Annotated in this window: 13 protein-coding genes; 5 read left to right on the forward strand and 8 right to left on the reverse strand. The window is 72.2% G+C overall.

The genetic code is table 11. The features are described 5' to 3' along the window. Entirely contained in the window at window positions 1-636 is a 636-nt protein-coding gene (locus Cs7R123_RS01985) for a DUF6230 family protein (protein ID WP_212822991.1), read from the reverse strand. A gap of 178 nt (window positions 637-814) precedes the next feature. Next, window positions 815-1,582, reverse strand: a complete 768-nt coding sequence (locus Cs7R123_RS01990; RefSeq protein ID WP_212822992.1) for a TetR/AcrR family transcriptional regulator — start codon at window positions 1,580-1,582, stop codon at window positions 815-817. 257 nt (window positions 1,583-1,839) lie between these two features. Here Cs7R123_RS01990 and Cs7R123_RS01995 point away from each other — a divergent pair, with 257 nt between their 5' ends. Both Cs7R123_RS01995 and Cs7R123_RS02000 read left to right on the forward strand, forming a co-directional pair. After that, a complete protein-coding gene (locus tag Cs7R123_RS01995) occupies window positions 1,840-2,748 on the forward strand; it encodes a hypothetical protein (protein WP_212822993.1) in 909 nt (302 codons plus the stop codon). A 75-nt stretch (window positions 2,749-2,823) separates the two neighbouring features. After that, window positions 2,824-3,489 carry a Tat pathway signal sequence domain protein gene (locus tag Cs7R123_RS02000; RefSeq protein ID WP_212822994.1) on the forward strand — a complete coding sequence of 222 codons (666 nt, stop codon included), beginning with the start codon at window positions 2,824-2,826 and terminating at the stop codon, window positions 3,487-3,489. A gap of 163 nt (window positions 3,490-3,652) precedes the next feature. Here Cs7R123_RS02000 and Cs7R123_RS02005 read toward each other — a convergent pair whose 3' ends face one another. The 3 genes from Cs7R123_RS02005 to Cs7R123_RS02015 form a co-directional block, all read right to left on the reverse strand. Next, window positions 3,653-4,795, reverse strand: a complete 1,143-nt coding sequence (locus Cs7R123_RS02005; RefSeq protein WP_212822995.1) for a ThiF family adenylyltransferase — start codon at window positions 4,793-4,795, stop codon at window positions 3,653-3,655. Continuing rightward, entirely contained in the window at window positions 4,792-5,430 is a 639-nt protein-coding gene (locus Cs7R123_RS02010; protein ID WP_212822996.1) for a GNAT family N-acetyltransferase, read from the reverse strand. The genes Cs7R123_RS02005 and Cs7R123_RS02010 overlap by 4 nt, the downstream gene beginning before the upstream one ends. A 210-nt stretch (window positions 5,431-5,640) precedes the next feature. Then, window positions 5,641-6,534: a LysR family transcriptional regulator gene (locus tag Cs7R123_RS02015; RefSeq protein WP_212822998.1), complete on the reverse strand. Its 894-nt coding sequence runs from the start codon at window positions 6,532-6,534 to the stop codon at window positions 5,641-5,643. A 198-nt stretch (window positions 6,535-6,732) separates the two neighbouring features. On the opposite strand from Cs7R123_RS02015, the gene Cs7R123_RS02020 reads away from it, so the two are divergent. The 3 genes from Cs7R123_RS02020 to Cs7R123_RS02030 all read left to right on the forward strand — a co-directional run bounded on the left by Cs7R123_RS02020 (window position 6,733) and on the right by Cs7R123_RS02030 (window position 9,166). Continuing rightward, window positions 6,733-7,242 carry a hemerythrin domain-containing protein gene (locus Cs7R123_RS02020; RefSeq protein ID WP_212823000.1) on the forward strand — a complete coding sequence of 170 codons (510 nt, stop codon included), beginning with the start codon at window positions 6,733-6,735 and terminating at the stop codon, window positions 7,240-7,242. 221 nt (window positions 7,243-7,463) lie between these two features. After that, complete coding sequence (locus Cs7R123_RS02025) at window positions 7,464-8,696, forward strand: serine hydrolase (protein ID WP_212823001.1); 1,233 nt, start codon at window positions 7,464-7,466, stop codon at window positions 8,694-8,696. Window positions 8,697-8,758: 62 nt separating this feature from the next. Next, window positions 8,759-9,166, forward strand: a complete 408-nt coding sequence (locus Cs7R123_RS02030) for a hypothetical protein (RefSeq protein ID WP_212823002.1) — start codon at window positions 8,759-8,761, stop codon at window positions 9,164-9,166. 62 nt (window positions 9,167-9,228) lie between these two features. Here the strand turns inward: Cs7R123_RS02030 and Cs7R123_RS02035 are convergent, their stop codons facing one another. The 3 genes from Cs7R123_RS02035 to Cs7R123_RS02045 all read right to left on the reverse strand — a co-directional run bounded on the left by Cs7R123_RS02035 (window position 9,229) and on the right by Cs7R123_RS02045 (window position 16,044). Further along, a complete protein-coding gene (locus Cs7R123_RS02035) occupies window positions 9,229-10,554 on the reverse strand; it encodes a M23 family metallopeptidase (RefSeq protein ID WP_212823003.1) in 1,326 nt (441 codons plus the stop codon). 112 nt (window positions 10,555-10,666) lie between these two features. Continuing rightward, the gene (locus tag Cs7R123_RS02040; RefSeq protein ID WP_212823004.1) at window positions 10,667-13,519 is read right to left on the reverse strand and encodes a BTAD domain-containing putative transcriptional regulator; all 2,853 of its coding nucleotides are present in this window, start codon (window positions 13,517-13,519) and stop codon (window positions 10,667-10,669) included. Between the two features lie 125 nt (window positions 13,520-13,644). Then, on the reverse strand, window positions 13,645-16,044 hold the full coding sequence (locus tag Cs7R123_RS02045; RefSeq protein WP_212823005.1) for a DNRLRE domain-containing protein: 2,400 nt from the start codon (window positions 16,042-16,044) through the stop codon (window positions 13,645-13,647). Window positions 16,045-16,186 lie beyond the last annotated feature (142 nt).

The following is a 16,186-nucleotide window of genomic DNA, read 5'->3' on the forward strand; positions in this document are numbered from 1 at the left end:
TCAGCAGCCGTCCTCGGTGAAGCTCATGTGCAGGTTGGGCAGTTTGAAGGCGACCGCCGTGGTGGCGTAGTTGTTCTGGCGCAGGTTGTCGATGGTGACGGTGCGGGACTGCTGGCCGAGGACACCGATGCCGCCGGTGACGCCGGGGACCTGGTCGAGGGTGCTGGCGTCCTGGCCGATGCTGATGTCGTCGAACGAGGCGTTGCCGCTGATCGCGTCGGAGTCGACGACGAGGTTCCTGGCCGTCACGGGGGTTCCCGCGTCGCCCGCGGTGAGCTTGAGGTTCATCCCGCCGAGGTTGATCGCCTGGCAGAGGTTGGTCAGCCTGGCGTCGCGGACCGCGGAGACGATCAGCACCAGCTGGCCGCCGGTGTCGCCCTCGTTGGGGCTGCCCGGCACCATCGTGTCGAGGGTGGCGAACTGCTCGAACCCCTCGCCCTGCAGCGAGTCGGCGGTGACGACGAACGGCATGCCGGATACGGAGAACTGGGCGGCGAGCACGCCCTGAGCGGTCAGTGCCACCAGGGTGGCGGCCGCGGTGCCGGTCAGCGCGATGGCGCCGGCGAACCTGCGCCAGTGGGTTCTTCCGTGTTCGGGGTGTTCGGCGTTGTCAGCACTGTGCGATTCCAGAGGCATGGCTGCTCCCTTCAGAGGGGTGCTTGACCAGACCCTTGTCTCGGCGTGGCGAATCACTGCGGATGAGTTACCAGGGCCGTCGGCAATGGATCTTCATCTGTAGAGATCAATGTTTCAATCTCAGGTCAGGAAGTTACCCCCCGGTACGGGTCTGGTCAATACCTGGAGTCCACATCGGTCATTCGATCAGGCGCGGCCTCCGCGCGGCGGCCACCGGCGCGCAGGGCGGGTTCACGATCAGCGGGTCGATGCGATCGACCAGCTCGTCGGCGGCCTCCTCCCGGCCGAGGAAGGGCACCAGGGCGAAGTACGTCAAGGTCGGCAGCAGGCCGGGCAGCTCGGCCACCCTGCCCCCGGCGACCGCGCGGTAGATCGTCGAATAGATGCCGCCGATGATCGAGCTGACCAGCTCCGCGGGCACCTGGTCGCGGTGCGGCGCTTCGGCGAAGAAGCGGTGGAACCGCTCCAGCAGCTCCTCCCGCTCGCGCCGGGCGGCCGGACCCGCCGCGTCGATCTCGACGACGGCCATGACCGCGAAGGACGGCACGGCAGCCAGCACCGACAGCAGCACCCCGATGCCGCCCCGGATGCCGGTCCGCCAGTCCGGCGCCGTGGTGTAGGCGCCCTCCATCACCTCCCAGAGCACCCCGATGCCGTGCCGGTACGTTGCCAGGAACGCGTCCTCCTTGCCCTCGAACAGCGCGTAGAAGGCGGGGCGGGTGACGCCCGCGGCCTGGCAGATGTCGCCGACGCGGGCGTTGCCGAACCCCTTCTGGGCCACCGTGTGCACCAGCGCGTCGTACAGCCGGTCGCGCTGGGTGGCCGCCACGACCTCGGGCGGGACCCGGCTCGGCCCGCGCTTGATGGCCCGGTCGGGGTCCCGGCCGGTGCGGGCGCCGGGTAGCGGCGGATGGGTGACATGGGCGTCGGCTGCGGTCACAGACATTCAACTCTTTCACTTGACGTCAAGACTTCGGCAGGTTTATAACATCGGTAGGTTTTTATTTCGATGATGCCACAGGGCCCCGTCGCCCCGTGACCACATCGGATGGCGGAACCGTCCAGGACCCGGCCTCGCACCAGTATCGACCGGCCGGCCCTCCGGACAAGACCGCGTACCCGGCTCAGCTGCGGAATGACCGGGAGCAGCGCGCAGAGGCCGACGGCCGCTGCCTGTCTCCACCAGCTGAACAGGGAGCTCCCATGATCTCCACCCACATCCGCCGCGTCGCGGCGGTCGGCACGACGATGGCGGCCGTCCTGGCGCTCGGCGCCAGCCCGGCCGCCGCCAAGGCACCCGGCGGCAACTACACCGGGATGGGCAACTGCCCGCTGACCGCCCCCGCCATGCGCGACACGACGAACCTCCAGGTCGGTTGCGTCTACTCGGTGACCAACGCCGGCAGCTTCCGCATCGGCACCACCGACGTCACGCTCAGCTCGCCCATCACGCTCCAGTTCGGCGTGTACTGGCCGGCGAGCGCGCCCGTCGTCGACTTCCCCGACGGCAGCAGCGCCAACGTCTACAACGTCGTACCGCCCGCCAACGGCCGCACCCTGACCGCCGCGCCGATCCAGGTGGCCATCCCCGGCATCTGGAACATCATCCCCGGCGTGACCAGTGTCTTCGCACAGGTGGAACTGGCCGGGCCGATCACCCGGTTCGTCCCGCTGGCCACCGGCGAGTCGTACCCGGTCTTCGTCCTGCCGATCAAACTGCGGCTCATCAACGCGGTCCTGGGCCTGCAGTGCTACCTGGGCTCCAGCAGCCATCCGCTCATCCTGCGCCCCACCACCGGCACCACAAACCCGCTGCCGCCCAACGTCCCGGTCACCGGCGACCCCGGCGTCATCGACGTGCAGGCCGACCCCCACGGCTACGGCGCGGTCGTCGCCTCGTTCGCCGGAGCCAGGCTCGTCGACAACGAGTTCGCCGCACCCGGCGCCAGCGGCTGCGGCCTCGGCGGCATCCTCAACGGCCTCGTCGAGCAGGCGTTCGGCCTCTCCCAGGCCGGGGCCGGACACAACGCGGTGGTCTTCGACCGGACGAACACCTCCCTGGCCATCGACGAGAGCCTCGCCGACCTGACGGCCGCGCTCGCCGCCAGCTGACCTCGCTCCAGCTCCGCATGTCCCACCCACCTACGTCTGCCGGCCAGGCAGGCGACGAAGAAGGGAACGTCCACCATGCGCAAGAAGCTGTTCCTCACGGTCGCGGCGACCGCCGCCGCCCTGGTCGCCCTCGCGGCCACCCCGGCCCAGGCGGCCGGCGCGGTGCTCACGTACGGCTCGCTCGGCGGGACCGCCGTGCCGGCCGGCCACGTGATCCAGTCCAACCTGAAGTCCGGCACGAACGCCACATTCTACTCCAGCCCCACCGGGACCACCGGCGTCACCTGCACCGGGTCCAGCTTCAGCGGCACCGTGCTGACCAACCCCGGCGCGGGCGGCATCGCCACTGAAAGCGTCACCGCGCACAGCTTCAGCGGCTGCACCACCAACGTCCCCGGTGCCACCTGCGTGCAGAGCATCGTGGTCAACAACCTGCCGTACAGCGCCGCCGTCAACGGCACCACGAAGGTCATCACCATCACCGGGTCCGCCGCGGCACCGATCCAGACGACGATCAAGCTGTGCACGCTGCTGGGTACCGTGACCTGCGTCTACCGCGCGGATCTGAACACGGTCACCGGTGCCACCGACAACGGCGACAACTCGATCACCTTCACCAACCAGAAGTTCAACCGGTTCTCCGGACCGGGCACCTGCTTCGCCAACGGCTACTTCACGGCGAAGTACGCGCCCGTCCGGGACACCAGCGTGAGCGGCAGCCCGCTGGTCTTCGTGCAGTGATCCCCTGACCGGCAGCCGCGGTCGCTCCGCTGTCCTCGCGGACGGAGCGCCCGCGGCTGCCCTGCCGATCCGCCTCCGGCTTGACCGTGACCGCGTACGGCCTGACGGCACACGGCATCGCTGCTTGCGGACCGGGCCGGCCGCCGGGCACGACGTGCCCGGATCACGGACCGGCGACCGGCGCCGGGTCGGCGCCGAGGCCGTCGCGGATCAGCAGATCCAGGTCGACGTAGTAGCGGCCCGACTCGCGCAGCTCGCCCAGCAGCACCCGCCGGGCGACGTCGGCGACCAGCGCTCCGCCCAGGCTGACCCCGGAGGCCAGCTGCGGCCAGCTGCTCAGCTCGACGCCGATGCGCGGAATCGAGGCGGCCAGCTTGGGGCTGATCTCGCCGATCATCTTGAGCACGTTCTCGATCACCTCGGCCCGGCTGAGATCGGCCAGGTCCGCCGACCCGATCGGGCCGAGGATGCCGTGCAGCAGCGGCCGGTCCGGCTCCAGGTCGAAGCGCTCGATGTCGAGCATGCCCCGGTCGTTGGTGTCCATCAGGACCGGGATGCGGCAGGTGCGCGCCCATTCGCGGGCCGCGAGCTTGATGCGGGGCTCGTCGCACTCCTCGACCAGCAGGTCGATCGGGCCGCTGCCGCCGAGGAAGAACCGCTTGATGTTGTTGTCGTGCAGCCCGTCGGGATAGACGTCCACGTCGAGGTACGGGTCGAGTTCGAACAGCTGCCGGGCCGCGATCACGGTCTTGTTGACGCCGAGCTCGTGCACCCCGGCGCGCAGCCGGTTGAGGTTGGACAGGGCCAGCGTGTCGAAGTCCGCCAGGGTGAACGCGGTCGCGATCCCCTCGGTGGCCAGGGTCAGGGCGGCGCTGTTGCCGACCGACAGCCCGATGACGCCGACGCGGCGTCCCGCGAGGCTGCGCTGCTGCTCCCGGCTGATCTTGCCGCAGTTGCGGTCGGTGCGCAGCAGCCGGAAGTCGTCGCGGTCCAGCAGGTGCACCAGCCGCCCCGACCACGGGTAGAACACCCAGGTGCCGGCCTGCCACGGCTCGGCGCCGCCCAGGTGGTCGCCGGCGAGGCGGGCTAGCTGGTCGCGATCGCCCTTCAGCGGCGGGTGCAGCGTGGCGACCAGGTCGGCCACCTGCTCGGCGAAGGTGTCGCAGACCTCGCGCACCCGCCCCGAGACCAGCAGCTCCTCGAACCGCCGCCGGTCGCCGTCACCGCTCGGCCGGAACAGTTCGGGGCGCCAGGCGAGCACGTCGCCGTCGCGTTCCTGCGCGGCCAGCAGTTCGGGGATCGTCACCTGTGCTCCTTATACGCGAGCCCGGCCGGGCCGGAGGCCGACAGGGCCGCCGGGACGGTCGACTCCATGATGGACACCTCGGGCCCGTCCGGCTTCCACTCGTGGGCCAGGACGGAGTAGCTGACCACGTCGTGCCAGACGCCGTGGGTGTGGAACAGTTCCCGCATGAACCCTTCCTGGACCAGGCCCAGGCGGGTCATCCGCTCGTGCATGCGCAGGTAGTCGGTGCGCCTGCCGCCCCAGATGCGGTGCAGGGCGAGCGGGCCGAACCCGTATGCCATGAGCAGGCGGGAGGCGGTCACGCCCCGGCCCACCCCCGGGGACTCGGGGATCACGATGAGGCCGCCGAGCATCGCATTGCGGCCGTACTCCTCCACCAGCAGCCGGACCACTCCGACCAGGTCGGGTGCGCCGTCGACGGTGATGGCCAGGGTGTACTGCGTGCGGGGGGTGCGCCGCGCCGCGGCCAGGTGCGCCTCCAGCGCCTCGGGCACCTGCTCGGCCGCCAGCTTGTCGAATCCCATGAACTGGGTCAGCTCGGGATCGGTGTAGAGCCTTGTCAGCGCGGGCAGGTCCTGCTCGCACAGCTCCCGCAGGACGATGTCGCCACCGTCGATGGTCACCGGAAAGGGCACTCGGCACCCCTTTGGTCTGACGAACCCCCATGGCCATGACTTCGATCTCCGCTGATCTGTTGCAGCGTAGGAGATGCGGCGGGCGGCCGCCTCAGCCAGCCGGGTGGGGCCATCGAGCCGCGTCGACACCGCCGACCGGCCGCGCAGCCGACGCGGCTGCACGGCGGCGTGCCCGGCCCGGGTCGGGCGCGGGGACGCCGTCGGTCGGAGTCACTCGTGCGGGCGCAGGACGCCCAGCGTGCGTACCGTGTCGGCGAGCGCGCGGATGGGTTCGTTCTCCGACTCGGTCCGCCACACGAGTGCGTACCGCAGCTCCTCCAGGTCCCGGACGGGGATGTAGGCGAGATCCGGGCGCACCAGGTACCGGGAGACGTGGGCCGGGTAGAGGGCGACGACCTCCCCGACGCTGACCATGGTCAGGACTTCGTCGTTGTTGCGCACGACCGGCCCGCGCTCGATCACCCGGCCGGTGCGGGTGTGCGGCGGAGCGTAGCCGTCGAACCAGTAGTCCGGTGAGACGACCTGGGGATGCTGGAAGTCTGCGGCCGCCTCCAGCGGGATCGACGACCGCGGGGCGAGTTCGTGCCCGACGGCCACGGCCAGCACCCGGGGCTCGGACAGGATCACCGGACCCACCGTCAGATCGGGTTCCTCCACCGGCAGCCACGCGACCAGCACGTCGATCTCACCCGCACGCAGGCCGGCGAACGGGTCGACGAACGGAGCGAACTGGAAGCGCAGCTTCCAGCGCGGATGGTCGGCCTGGAACGACTCCCAGAAGCGCCGCATGTCGTATCGGTTGACCGGCAGCAGGCCGACGCGCAGGACGTGGTCGATGCCCCGGGCGGCGAGCTGGGCGCGGGCGAGGCCGGCGCGCAGTCCCGCGTAGACCGGTCGCAGGTCGTCGTACAGCTGCCGGCCCAGCGGCGTGAGCTGGATCTGGCGGCGGTTCGCGCGATCGAACAGCTCCCCGCCGACTCGGCGTTCCTGCTGCTTGACGGCCTGGCTGATCCGGGCCTGGGAGACGTACAGCCGCTGCGCGGTGCGGCCGAAGTGCAGTTCCTCGGCAAGCGTCAGGAAGATCTCGATGTCGCGAATCTCCATGCGCTCCCCGATGCCCGCGGCTGTGCCGCCTGACAGGTTACGCCGGGCAGCCGCGGCGGCCCAGGGCACTTCTCCCCGCCGCATCGCGTCACCGTGCCGCAGGCGCCGAGGTCAGCGGGTTCTGTTAACCCCACTGTTATCGCCGGGCATGCGAAGTCGTCGTTGATCAAGCTGCCGCGGGTGGCCAGGGTATGAGCCATGGGTTTGGACCTGACGGCGATGCACGCCGCACACGGGGCGCTGCGCCTGGAACTGGAGCAGCTGGCACGCATCGCCGTCGGCGACGATCCCGGGCGCGTCCTGCGTACCGCGCCGGGGTGGCAGCTGTTCACCCGGACGCTGCACAGCCACTACCGCACCGAGGACGAACTGCTCTGGCCGGCGCTGCGGCGGCGTGCCGGACGGCCCGGCGAGCTGGTGCCGCTGGAGGCACTGGAGGCCGAGCACGCGGCTCTCGGCGAGGTGGTCGCGGCGATCGACACGCTGCTCGCCGGCCCGGAGGTCGACCCGGTCTGGCTCGGGGACCTGCTCGATTCGCTGATCGCGGGACTGCGCGGGCACCTCGCCCACGAGGAGCAGGCCGCGATCCCGCTCATCACCCGGCTCCTGACGCCGCAGGAGTGGACAGCCTTCGAGCAGGTCCACCACCGCCGGATCGGCACGACGCTGACCCGGGCCCCGGCCGACCGCTGGACCGCCCGTGCCTGACCGCAATCCATCACCAGCCGCATCGGAGGCCGAACCATGAGCAGACGCACCGCCGCCCCCTGGCTCCGCATCAGTCCCGCCCGCAGACGCGCTGGTGGGCCGCGGCCGCCGCCGCCCGGCCCCGCTCCGCCTCGCGGCACGACCCTGCCCCGTCCCACCTCGCGTGGGGCTGTTCCACCGGCCCATGTCATGACTTCGACGTCAGAAAGCAGATCAGCATTATGGATACCAGCAGGAAGAGCGCCCTCACCGAGACGGGGCTGCGCAAGATGCGTGACGTGCTGGCGCGGCACGTCGATTCCGGGCGGATACCCGGGTTCGTCGCGCTGGTGAGCCAGGGCGGCGAGACGCATGTCGAGACGATGGGGACGATGCGCCACGACGGTGGTCCGCCGATGGCCCGCGACACCCTCTTCCGGATGGCCTCGACGTCCAAACCGGTCACGGCCGCCGCGGCGATGATCCTGCTCGACGAGTGCAGGCTGCGCCTGGACGACACCGTGGACCGCTGGCTGCCGGAACTCGCCGACCGCCGGGTGCTCTCGCGCGTCGACGCCCCGCTGGACGACACGGTGCCGGCCCGGCGGCCGATCACCGTGCGGGACGTGCTGACCTCCACCTTCGGGCTCGGCATGGACATGACGGCGCTGGGCACCCCGATCATGGGTGCGGTCTTCGAGCAGGGGCTCACCCCCAACCTGCCGGAGCCGATGCCCGAGCCGGACGAGTGGCTGCGCCGCCTCGGCGCGCTGCCCCTGATGCACCAGCCCGGCGAGCGGTGGCAGTACCACATCGCCAGTGACCTGCTCGGCGTGCTCGTCGCCCGGGTCACCGGCCAGTCGTTCGAGGCGTTCCTGCGGGAGCGGCTCTTCGGTCCGCTGGGCATGGCGGACACCGGTTTCCACGTACCCGCCGGGAAGCTCGACCGGCTGCCGCCCGCGTACGTTCCCGACCCGCAGACCGGTGAGTTCCACGTGTGGGACCACGCCGAGGGCGGACGCCACAGCACCCCTCCGGCGTTCCAGGGCGGGGGCGGCGGCCTGGTCTCCACCGTCGACGACTACCACGCCTACTTCCGCATGCTGCTGAACCACGGGACACACGGCGGCGAGCGGATCCTGTCCCGGGCCGCGGTCGAGCTGATGACCACCAACCGGCTCACGCCCGAGCAGCAGGCCGCCCGCACCACGCTGGCCACCGAGAACGTCCATGTCTCGTTCGGCCAGGGGCAGCAGGGCGGCTGGGGCTTCGGCATGGCGGTGCGGACCTACCGCGGCGACTACGCGCCCATCGGCCAGTTCGGATGGGACGGCGGAAGCGGCACCACGACCTACGCCGACCCGCAGAACCAGGTCGTCGGCATTCTGCTCACCCAGGTCGGTCTGTCCGTCCCGGATCCGGCGTGGCTGGTCCAGGACTTCTGGACCGCGCTCTACCAGTCGCTCGGCGACTGACCCGAGCAATCGCGGGACGCCCGTCCCGCCGACCCCACATCCCCTCGTACAAAGGATTGATCATGTCCATCGTTCTGTCCGACCAGGACAAGCAGACCCTGCGCACCGCCGCGTACGGCGCCGTGTCGCTGCTGGCCGCCGCCGGTGCCGCCGGAGGCTCGCCGCACAAGATCGCCACGGACGGCAGCATCGCCCTGGCCTCCGCGACCGGCCCGGTCGGTCACGTGCTCGCCGCCCAGTCGGCGGTGAAGGTGAGCGGCAAGTCCGTCGCGGAGATCGCCGACCAGGTGCTGCCGGCGCTGACGGCGTCGGTGGTCCTGCCCGGAAAGCAGGACCCGGCCGAGGCCGAGAACTTCCGCGGCGTCGTCGACGTCGCCATCCAGGCCGCCACCCGGGCGGGCAAGGACGAGCCCAGCCCCACCATGGCGGCCGTCATCCGCCAGATCACCGCCGCCCTCGACGCCGCCTGAGCCGACGGCACCCGCTCGGGTGGTGGCCGGCCTCGCGCCGGCCGCCACCCGAGCGGCAGGCCTCAGGCGGAGTAGATGAGTTTGACGCCGCCGACGGTCAGCACGGCCACCGTGGCGCCGCCGACGCCGGAGTTGAGGTTGCGCCAGGCGTTGTTGCTGGCCGCCTCGTGCACGTAGCCGCCCGCGCTGGTGTAGATGTGCTTGACGCCCCCGACGTTCATCGCCGCGAGCGTGCCGTCGGAGACGCCGGAGATGCCGGTCCACAGGTTCTGCCAGCCCGCGTTGCTGGCCGCCTCGTACACCGAGCCGCCGTTGACCGTGTAGATGATCTTCGTACTGCCGAGGGTGATGGCCGCGACCGCCGAGGCGGGGATGCCGGTGTTCAGGTTGCGCCAGGCGTTGGCGCTGCTGGCCTCGTGCACGTATCCGCCGACGATGCTGTAGACGTATTTGATCCCGTCGAGCTGGATCACCGAGATCGACGACGAGCCGACCCCGCCGATGCCGCTGTTGAGGTTGCGCCAGGCGTTGTTGCTGGCCGCCTCGTGGACGTACCCGTCGACGACGCTGTAGATGAGCTTCACCCCGTCGAGGTTCAGCGCGGCCAGGGCGGTGCCCTGCGCGCCGGTGACGCCGGTCCACAGGTTCTGCCAGCCCGCGTTGCTGGCCGCCTCGAAGATCCGGCCGCCGTTGAGGGTGTACAGGATCTTGGTGGTGCCCAGTGCGATCGGCGCCACCGCCGAGCCGGTCACCGCACCGGCGCTGCCGGAGACCGGCAGCGCCCGCCAGGCGTTGTTGCTGGCCGCCTCGTACACCTGCCGCGGCGACACCCCGCCCGGGTGCTGTGCGATGTAGACCAGCGGGCTGATCCGGTTGCCGGCCGGGTCGATCATGTGCCAGTGCACGTGCGGGCCGGTGGAGCTGCCCGAGCCGGGTGCCCCGGCCGCGCCGCCGGACAGGCCGACGATCGTGCCCGCCTCGACGTAGGTGCCGTTGGCGAGCAGGAACTGCGACAGGTGCAGGTATTGGCTGCGGTAGCCGTCGGCGTGGTAGATCGTGACGGTGTGGCCGCCGGAGCCGTTGTACGGCGTGTTCTGGACCGTTCCGGCACCGCAGGCGGGCAGGCGGGTGCCCACGGGCATGCCGAAGTCGATGCCGCCGAGCGAGCCCCGGGCCAGGTGGCCCTCCCAGGTGTCGGTGATCGGGTATGCGGTGAACGGGTTGTAGATCACCGGTGCCGCGTACGCCGCCCCGGGCAGCGCCAGCACCCCGCCCGCGGCCATCGCGCCCGCGCCCAGCGCGGCGGTGCGCAGCATCGCGCGGCGGCTCAGGCCCGGCGTGGGCTCGCCCTCGCCCGCGCAGCAGCCGCCTTCGTCGGTTCGTGCCATGTCACTCCTCTTCCGGCCAAGGGAACGCATCCGCGCAGATGGATCGACAGCGGTGCGCGCCCATTGTCGGAGGGCGGGTTCACACGTCGGCACATCCGGCCGTCACACGCGGTCAGGCCGCGGGCAGGCGGGCCAGCCGGTCGCGCAGGTCCTGGGCGTCGGGGTGGCCCAGTTCGTCGAGCATGGCCAGCGCGTGCCGCCAGGCGTCCGCGGCGGCCCGGTCGTCCCCGGCCGCGTGGTGGGCGTCGCCGAGGTGCGCCAGGGTGATCGTCTCGTAGTAGGGGTCGGCGAGTCCGCGCAGCACCACCAGCGCCTCCCGGTAGTGGACCATCGCCTGCCCGTGGTCGCCCCGGCTGTGGTGGGCGAAGCCGAGGCTGTCCAGCGCGTTGGCCAGTCCTTCCTGGTCGGCGAGGTCCCGGTGCACTTCGACGGCCTGCTCGCAGTACTCGACGGCGTCGCCGTACTGACCCAGCTGGGCGTGCAGCCAGCCGATACTGTTGAGGGCCTGGCCGCGGCCGATGAGGTGGCCCGCCGACCCGAACCGGTCCAGTGCCCGCCGGGCGGCCAGCAGCGCCGCGTGCCGGTCGCCCTGCCCCTCGTGGACGAGGCTCATCCGCAGATTGGTGTACGCCTGGCCGACCGGGTCGGCGAGTTCCCCGAACAGGTCGTCGGCGCGGCGCAGGTGCGTGTGCGCCAGCGGGTAGCGCTTCAGGCGGTTGTACGCCAGCCCGAGGCCGCCGTGCGCGTGGGCCTGGCCGACCCGGTCCGCGACCCGCTCGGCAGCCGCCAGCGCGGTGCGCTGGGTGGCGACCCAGTCGTGCCAGTGCCCGCCCCGGTCCAGGAACGTCGACAGCGCCGAGGCCAGCTGCCACGCGTACTCGGCGAGGTCGGTGTCGGCGGCCGCGCTCGTCGCGGCCAGCAGCGCCGCGTGCTCGCGCGCGAACCACGCCGACGCCGTGCCGGTGTCGGCGAACCGGGCGGGGCTCGCGCCGGGCTCCACCGGCAGCAGGCTCAGCTTGTACCGGTGCGGGTAGATCAGGACCGCCGCCGTGTACGCGCTGTGCAGGTAGTACGCCAGCACCCGCCGCAGCGCGGCCTGCCGGCCGGACCCTGGGTCGGTGCGGCGGGCCAGCTCGGCGGCGTAGGTCCGCAGCAGATCGTGCAGCGAGAACCGGTCCGGGGTGTGCTCGGTGATCAGGTGGGCGCGCACCAGTTCGGCCAGCGCGGGCCGGACCTCGGCCGGCGGCGCGCCGGCCAGGCTGGCCGCCGCGCCGGGGCCGAGGTCCTGTCCCGGATGCAGCCCGAGCAGCCGGAACAGCGCCGCGGCCGACGGCGTCAAGCTGCGGTACGACCAGGAGAACGCCGCGTGCACGTCGGCGGTGATCCCGTCCACCCTGGCGGCGCCCAGGCCCTGCCGCGTGGCGGACAGCTCAGCCGCGAGCACGTCCAGCGGCAGGCCCGGCTGGACGGCGGCGCGGGCAGCGACCATGGCCAGCGCCAGCGGAAGGCGCGCGCAGCGGGCCGCGATCTGGGCGGCGGCCTGCGCCTGGGCGGCCACGCGCTCCGGACCCAGGCGCCCGGCCAGGAGCTCCCGGGCCTCGTCGTCGGGCAGCACGTCGAGGGTCACCGGATGGGCGCCTTCCAGCGCCACCAGGTCTAGCAGCTGGTCACGGCTGGTGATCAGCACCAGCCCGCCGCCTCCGCCGGGCAGCAGCGGCCGGACCTGTTCGGCGTCGAACGCGTTGTCGAGCAGCACCAGCATGCGCCGCCCGGCGATGACGCTGCGGTACAGGCCCGCCTGGGCGTCGAGGCCGGGCGGGACGCGGTCGGGCGCGACACCGAGCCCGTCGAGCAGGCCGCGCAGCGCCTCGCCGGGCTCGACCGGACGGGCGGCGGGATGGAATCCGCGCAGGTTGACGTAGAGCTGCCCGTCGGGGAACCTGGCCGCGACCCGGTGTGCGAAATGGACCGCGAGCGCCGTCTTGCCCACCCCGGCGGTGCCCATGAGGACGGTGACCACAGTGGTCGGCGGCGTGGCACCGGCGGCGCCGGCGAGCGTCTCCAGGCGGGCCAGTTCCGCACCGCGGCCGGCGAAGCCGCGCACGTCCAGGGGCAGTTGGGCGGGCACCACCGCCGCCGGCCGGGCCGTACGCGGCGGCGTGCCCTGACCGCCCGCTGCCGGGCCGGGGTCGCCGGGCGGGTCGAGGGCGCGGTCGCCCAGCAGGATGCGCCGTTCGAGGTCCCGCAGCTCGCTGCCGACGTCGAGGCCGTAGCCCTCGGACAGGGCCTGGCGCGCGGTGCGGTAGGCGCCGAGCGCGTCGGTGACCCGGCCGCTGCGGTACAGCGCGAGCATCAGCTGGGCGACGAGCCGCTGCCGGACCGGGTCGGCGGCCACCGCGGCGGTCAGCTCCGGCACGATCAGCGCGTGGTTGCCGCAGTCGAGCTCCGCGTCGAACAGCTGCTCCAGCACCCGGTCGCGCCGCTCGCCGAGGTGGGCGCGGGCCGCGGCGGCGTACGGTGCCCGTACCCCCGCCAGCGGCTGCGGGCCGCGCCACAGGCCGAGCGCCGCACGCAGCAGCCTGACGGCCTCGGCGGGCGCGCGCGCCGCCCGTGCCTGGCCGACGAGGTGGGTGAACACCGCGAGGTCGAGCCGGCCGTGGGCGATGTGCAGGGTGTAACCGGCGGGCTGGCGGTCCACGGCGGCCAGCGGGCCGTCGCCGTCGCGCAGGGCGGCGCGCAGGGTGGAGACCATGTTCTGCACCTGTACGGTCGCGGTGCGCGGCGGTGCCCCGCCCCACATCGCCTCGACGATCTCGTCCATCGTCACCAGTCGCCCGGTGTGCAGCATGAGCAGGGCGACCAGGTCGAGCTGCTGGCGGCGGGCGAATCGCAGCGGCCGGCCCGAGGCGACGACCTCCACCGGGCCGAGCACGCGGAAGTCGCCACCGTGGCCGTCTGCGATCATCGGCGCCGATCGTAGCCGGGATGGATGAACGGCCCATAGCGGGCGGGTGCCGGTGTTCGCGCGGGCGCGTACGACGAAGGCCGACCCGGTGGTCCGGATCGGCCTTCTGTCGTCGGCGTCCTGGCTCAGCCTGGGCCGAAGGAGACGGTCAGGGTGGGCTTGTTGGTGTTCTCGCGGCTGTGCAGGCGCTGCTCGAAACCTGCCGCGCCCTCGCCGGCGTCGCGGATCTGCAGGCCGGTGTTGCCGGCGGCGTACAGGTCGGCGACCTGCGGGGTGACCGTCCACTCCACCCAGCCCGCACGCACGGTCGCGGTGGCCGGGTTGCCGGTCGTCGCGGGCTGGGTGCGCCAGGTGACCCCGGTCTCGGTCCATGATCCGGCGAGCCGGGTGGCCCGCACGGTGCGCGTGGAGACGGCCGTGGACAGGTAGATGCGGAGCTTCGCGGTGGTGACCTTGCATCCTGCGGGCAGAGTCGGCAGCGGGAAGTGGACCAGTGACCGGGCGTCGGCGTTGGCCTTGCTCCGTACCTTCAGGATCGTGTCCTTGCCGTAGTTGGTCGTGGGCCAGCTAGAAGTGATCCAGGTGTCGGCGTCGGCGGTCCTGGTCGCCGTGGCCGGGCAGGCCGCGGTGCCGTTGACGGTGGCTGTGGCCTGGTCGTCCTCGGCGGCGTCGCTGTTGGCGGGCGTCGAGTCCGCGTCGGGCTGGTCGGCGGCCGATACCTGGGCGGTGTTCGCCTTCTGCCCGGTGGTGGTGACCTTCCCGACGAGCTGGAGGGTGGCGGCGGCGCCGCTGCCGAGGCCGCCGACCGACCAGACGCCGCTGGCCGCGGTGTAACCACCCTGGCCGGCGTTGGCGGACACGAACGTCACGCCCGACGGCAGCCGGTCGGTGACGGCCACCCCGGTGGCCGGGGCGGGCCCGGCGTTGGCGACCCGCACGGTGAAGGTCACGTTGCCGCCGACGGGCACGGTGGCGGGTGCGGCCGACGCGGTGACCGACAGGTCGATCGTCGGCGGTGGCGGCAGCCCGGCGCCCCAGTCGCGGACGAACACGTCACGGACGTTGTCGTCGTCCTCGGTGCTCAGGTTGTCGGCCACCGAGCCGAAGGCGACGAGCTTGCCGTCACCGGAGATCGACGGGTTGGTGGACCGGTCGTCGCCGCCCGGCCCGCTCGCGCCGGTCGCCCGGCTCACGAGTGCGGTGAGCTGGGACTGCAGGTCGCGGACGAACACGTCGGGGCACGGCCTGTCCGCCCCCTGGAGCGGGTCGTAGCACGTGTCGACGTCGCTGGGGCTGAGGTTGAGCGCGCGCGAGGTGAACGCGACGTACCGTCCGTCGGCGGAGATCGACGCTTCGGTCGAGGCCAGCGCGGCGGCGGCGCCGTTGGCGCCGTCGGCCCTGCTGACGAAGACCGTCCGGCTGTCGCGCAGGTCGCGGACGTAGACGCCGGAGACCCCGTCGACGTTGTCGGCGCTGAGGTTGGTCGCTTCCGAGCTGAACGCGACGTAGCGGCCGTCGGCGGAGATCGACGGGCAGCGTGAGTCGCCGTTCAGAGCGAGTCCGCCACCGGAGCCGTCGACCCGGTTGGCGTATTCGCCGGTGCCGGTCTGCAGGTCGTACCGGACGATGTCGAACCAGCCGCTGCCGCCGCCGACGCCCCCGTCGAAGGCGGCGAACCGGCCGTCGCCGGACAGCTGCACCCGGCAGGGCAGCTCCGTCGAGTAGGGCGTGCCTCCCGTGCTGAGGAACTTCGTGGTGCCGGTCCGCAGGTCCCGGACGAAGAAGTTGGGGCAGTAGTAGAAGGCGGTGTCCTCCAGGTAGCACTCGTGCGGGGCGACGGTGCTCAGGTTCGCCGCCACCGAGGTGAAGGCCACCCTGGCGCCGTCGTCGGAGATGGACGGGGTGACCGAGCCGCCGTCGGGGGCGTCACCGTCGACGCCGTCGGCCCTGCTCACGTACGTCGTCGTGCCGGCGGTGAGGTCGCGTACGAAGATGTCGGCGCAGGGCCCCTGTTCAAGGCCGCCCGCCACGAGGCAGGTGTCGTTGTCCTGCGAGCTCAGGTTGGCGGCCGTCGAGCTGAACGCCACGTAGCGGCCGTCGGCGGAGATCGCCGGATCCGCGGACGGGCCGTTCGCGGCCGCGCCGGTCGGACCGTCGGCGCGGCTGACCAGCGTCGTCGTGCCGGTCGTCAGGTCGCGTACGAAGACGTTGGTATAGGCATTGTCATCCTGGTCGCTGAGGTTGTCGGCGTCGGAGGCGAAGACGACGTAGCGGCCGTTCGCGGAGACGGCCAGACCGTAGGAGTCGCCGTCGGCAGCGGCACCGCTGGTCCCGTCGGCCCGGCTGACCAGGGTGGTGTCGTATGTGGCCGCGTACGCCGGACTGCCCGGCACGGTGATCAGGGTGGTCGCCAGCAACGCGGCCGCGCAGGCACGTACGGGCAGGCGGCGGCGGAACGTGGAGGTGACGTGGGGGTCTCTGGCGCGTGGCACCCGCCACGCGCGCCCGGGGTTGGCAACTGCCATGGTGACGGCTCCGTTCAGCCGGACGGTGTGGTCATGCCCAGATCGGACATGCCGTCACGCAGAGTAACCGTATGGCTACCTGCCGTCCGCCGACGCGCCGGGTCCGCCTCCCAGCAGGCCGGAACGCCCGGGCAGGCGCCGG

The organism is Catellatospora sp. TT07R-123 (assembly GCF_018327705.1).
Taxonomy (GTDB): Bacteria; Actinomycetota; Actinomycetes; order Mycobacteriales; family Micromonosporaceae; genus Catellatospora.

Bases quoted from the DNA above. Each gene is read 5' to 3' on its own strand.
- Cs7R123_RS01985 (WP_212822991.1), bottom strand. From the start codon at position 636: ATGCCTCTGGAATCGCACAGTGCTGACAACGCCGAACACCCCGAACAC.
- Cs7R123_RS01990 (WP_212822992.1), bottom strand. From the start codon at position 1,582: ATGTCTGTGACCGCAGCCGACGCCCATGTCACCCATCCGCCGCTACCC.
- Cs7R123_RS01995 (WP_212822993.1), top strand. From the start codon at position 1,840: ATGATCTCCACCCACATCCGCCGCGTCGCGGCGGTCGGCACGACGATG.
- Cs7R123_RS02000 (WP_212822994.1), top strand. From the start codon at position 2,824: ATGCGCAAGAAGCTGTTCCTCACGGTCGCGGCGACCGCCGCCGCCCTG.
- Cs7R123_RS02015 (WP_212822998.1), bottom strand. From the start codon at position 6,534: ATGGAGATTCGCGACATCGAGATCTTCCTGACGCTTGCCGAGGAACTG.
- Cs7R123_RS02020 (WP_212823000.1), top strand. From the start codon at position 6,733: ATGGGTTTGGACCTGACGGCGATGCACGCCGCACACGGGGCGCTGCGC.
- Cs7R123_RS02025 (WP_212823001.1), top strand. From the start codon at position 7,464: ATGGATACCAGCAGGAAGAGCGCCCTCACCGAGACGGGGCTGCGCAAG.
- Cs7R123_RS02030 (WP_212823002.1), top strand. From the start codon at position 8,759: ATGTCCATCGTTCTGTCCGACCAGGACAAGCAGACCCTGCGCACCGCC.
- Cs7R123_RS02035 (WP_212823003.1), bottom strand. From the start codon at position 10,554: ATGGCACGAACCGACGAAGGCGGCTGCTGCGCGGGCGAGGGCGAGCCC.
- Cs7R123_RS02040 (WP_212823004.1), bottom strand. From the start codon at position 13,519: ATGATCGCAGACGGCCACGGTGGCGACTTCCGCGTGCTCGGCCCGGTG.
- Cs7R123_RS02045 (WP_212823005.1), bottom strand. From the start codon at position 16,044: ATGGCAGTTGCCAACCCCGGGCGCGCGTGGCGGGTGCCACGCGCCAGA.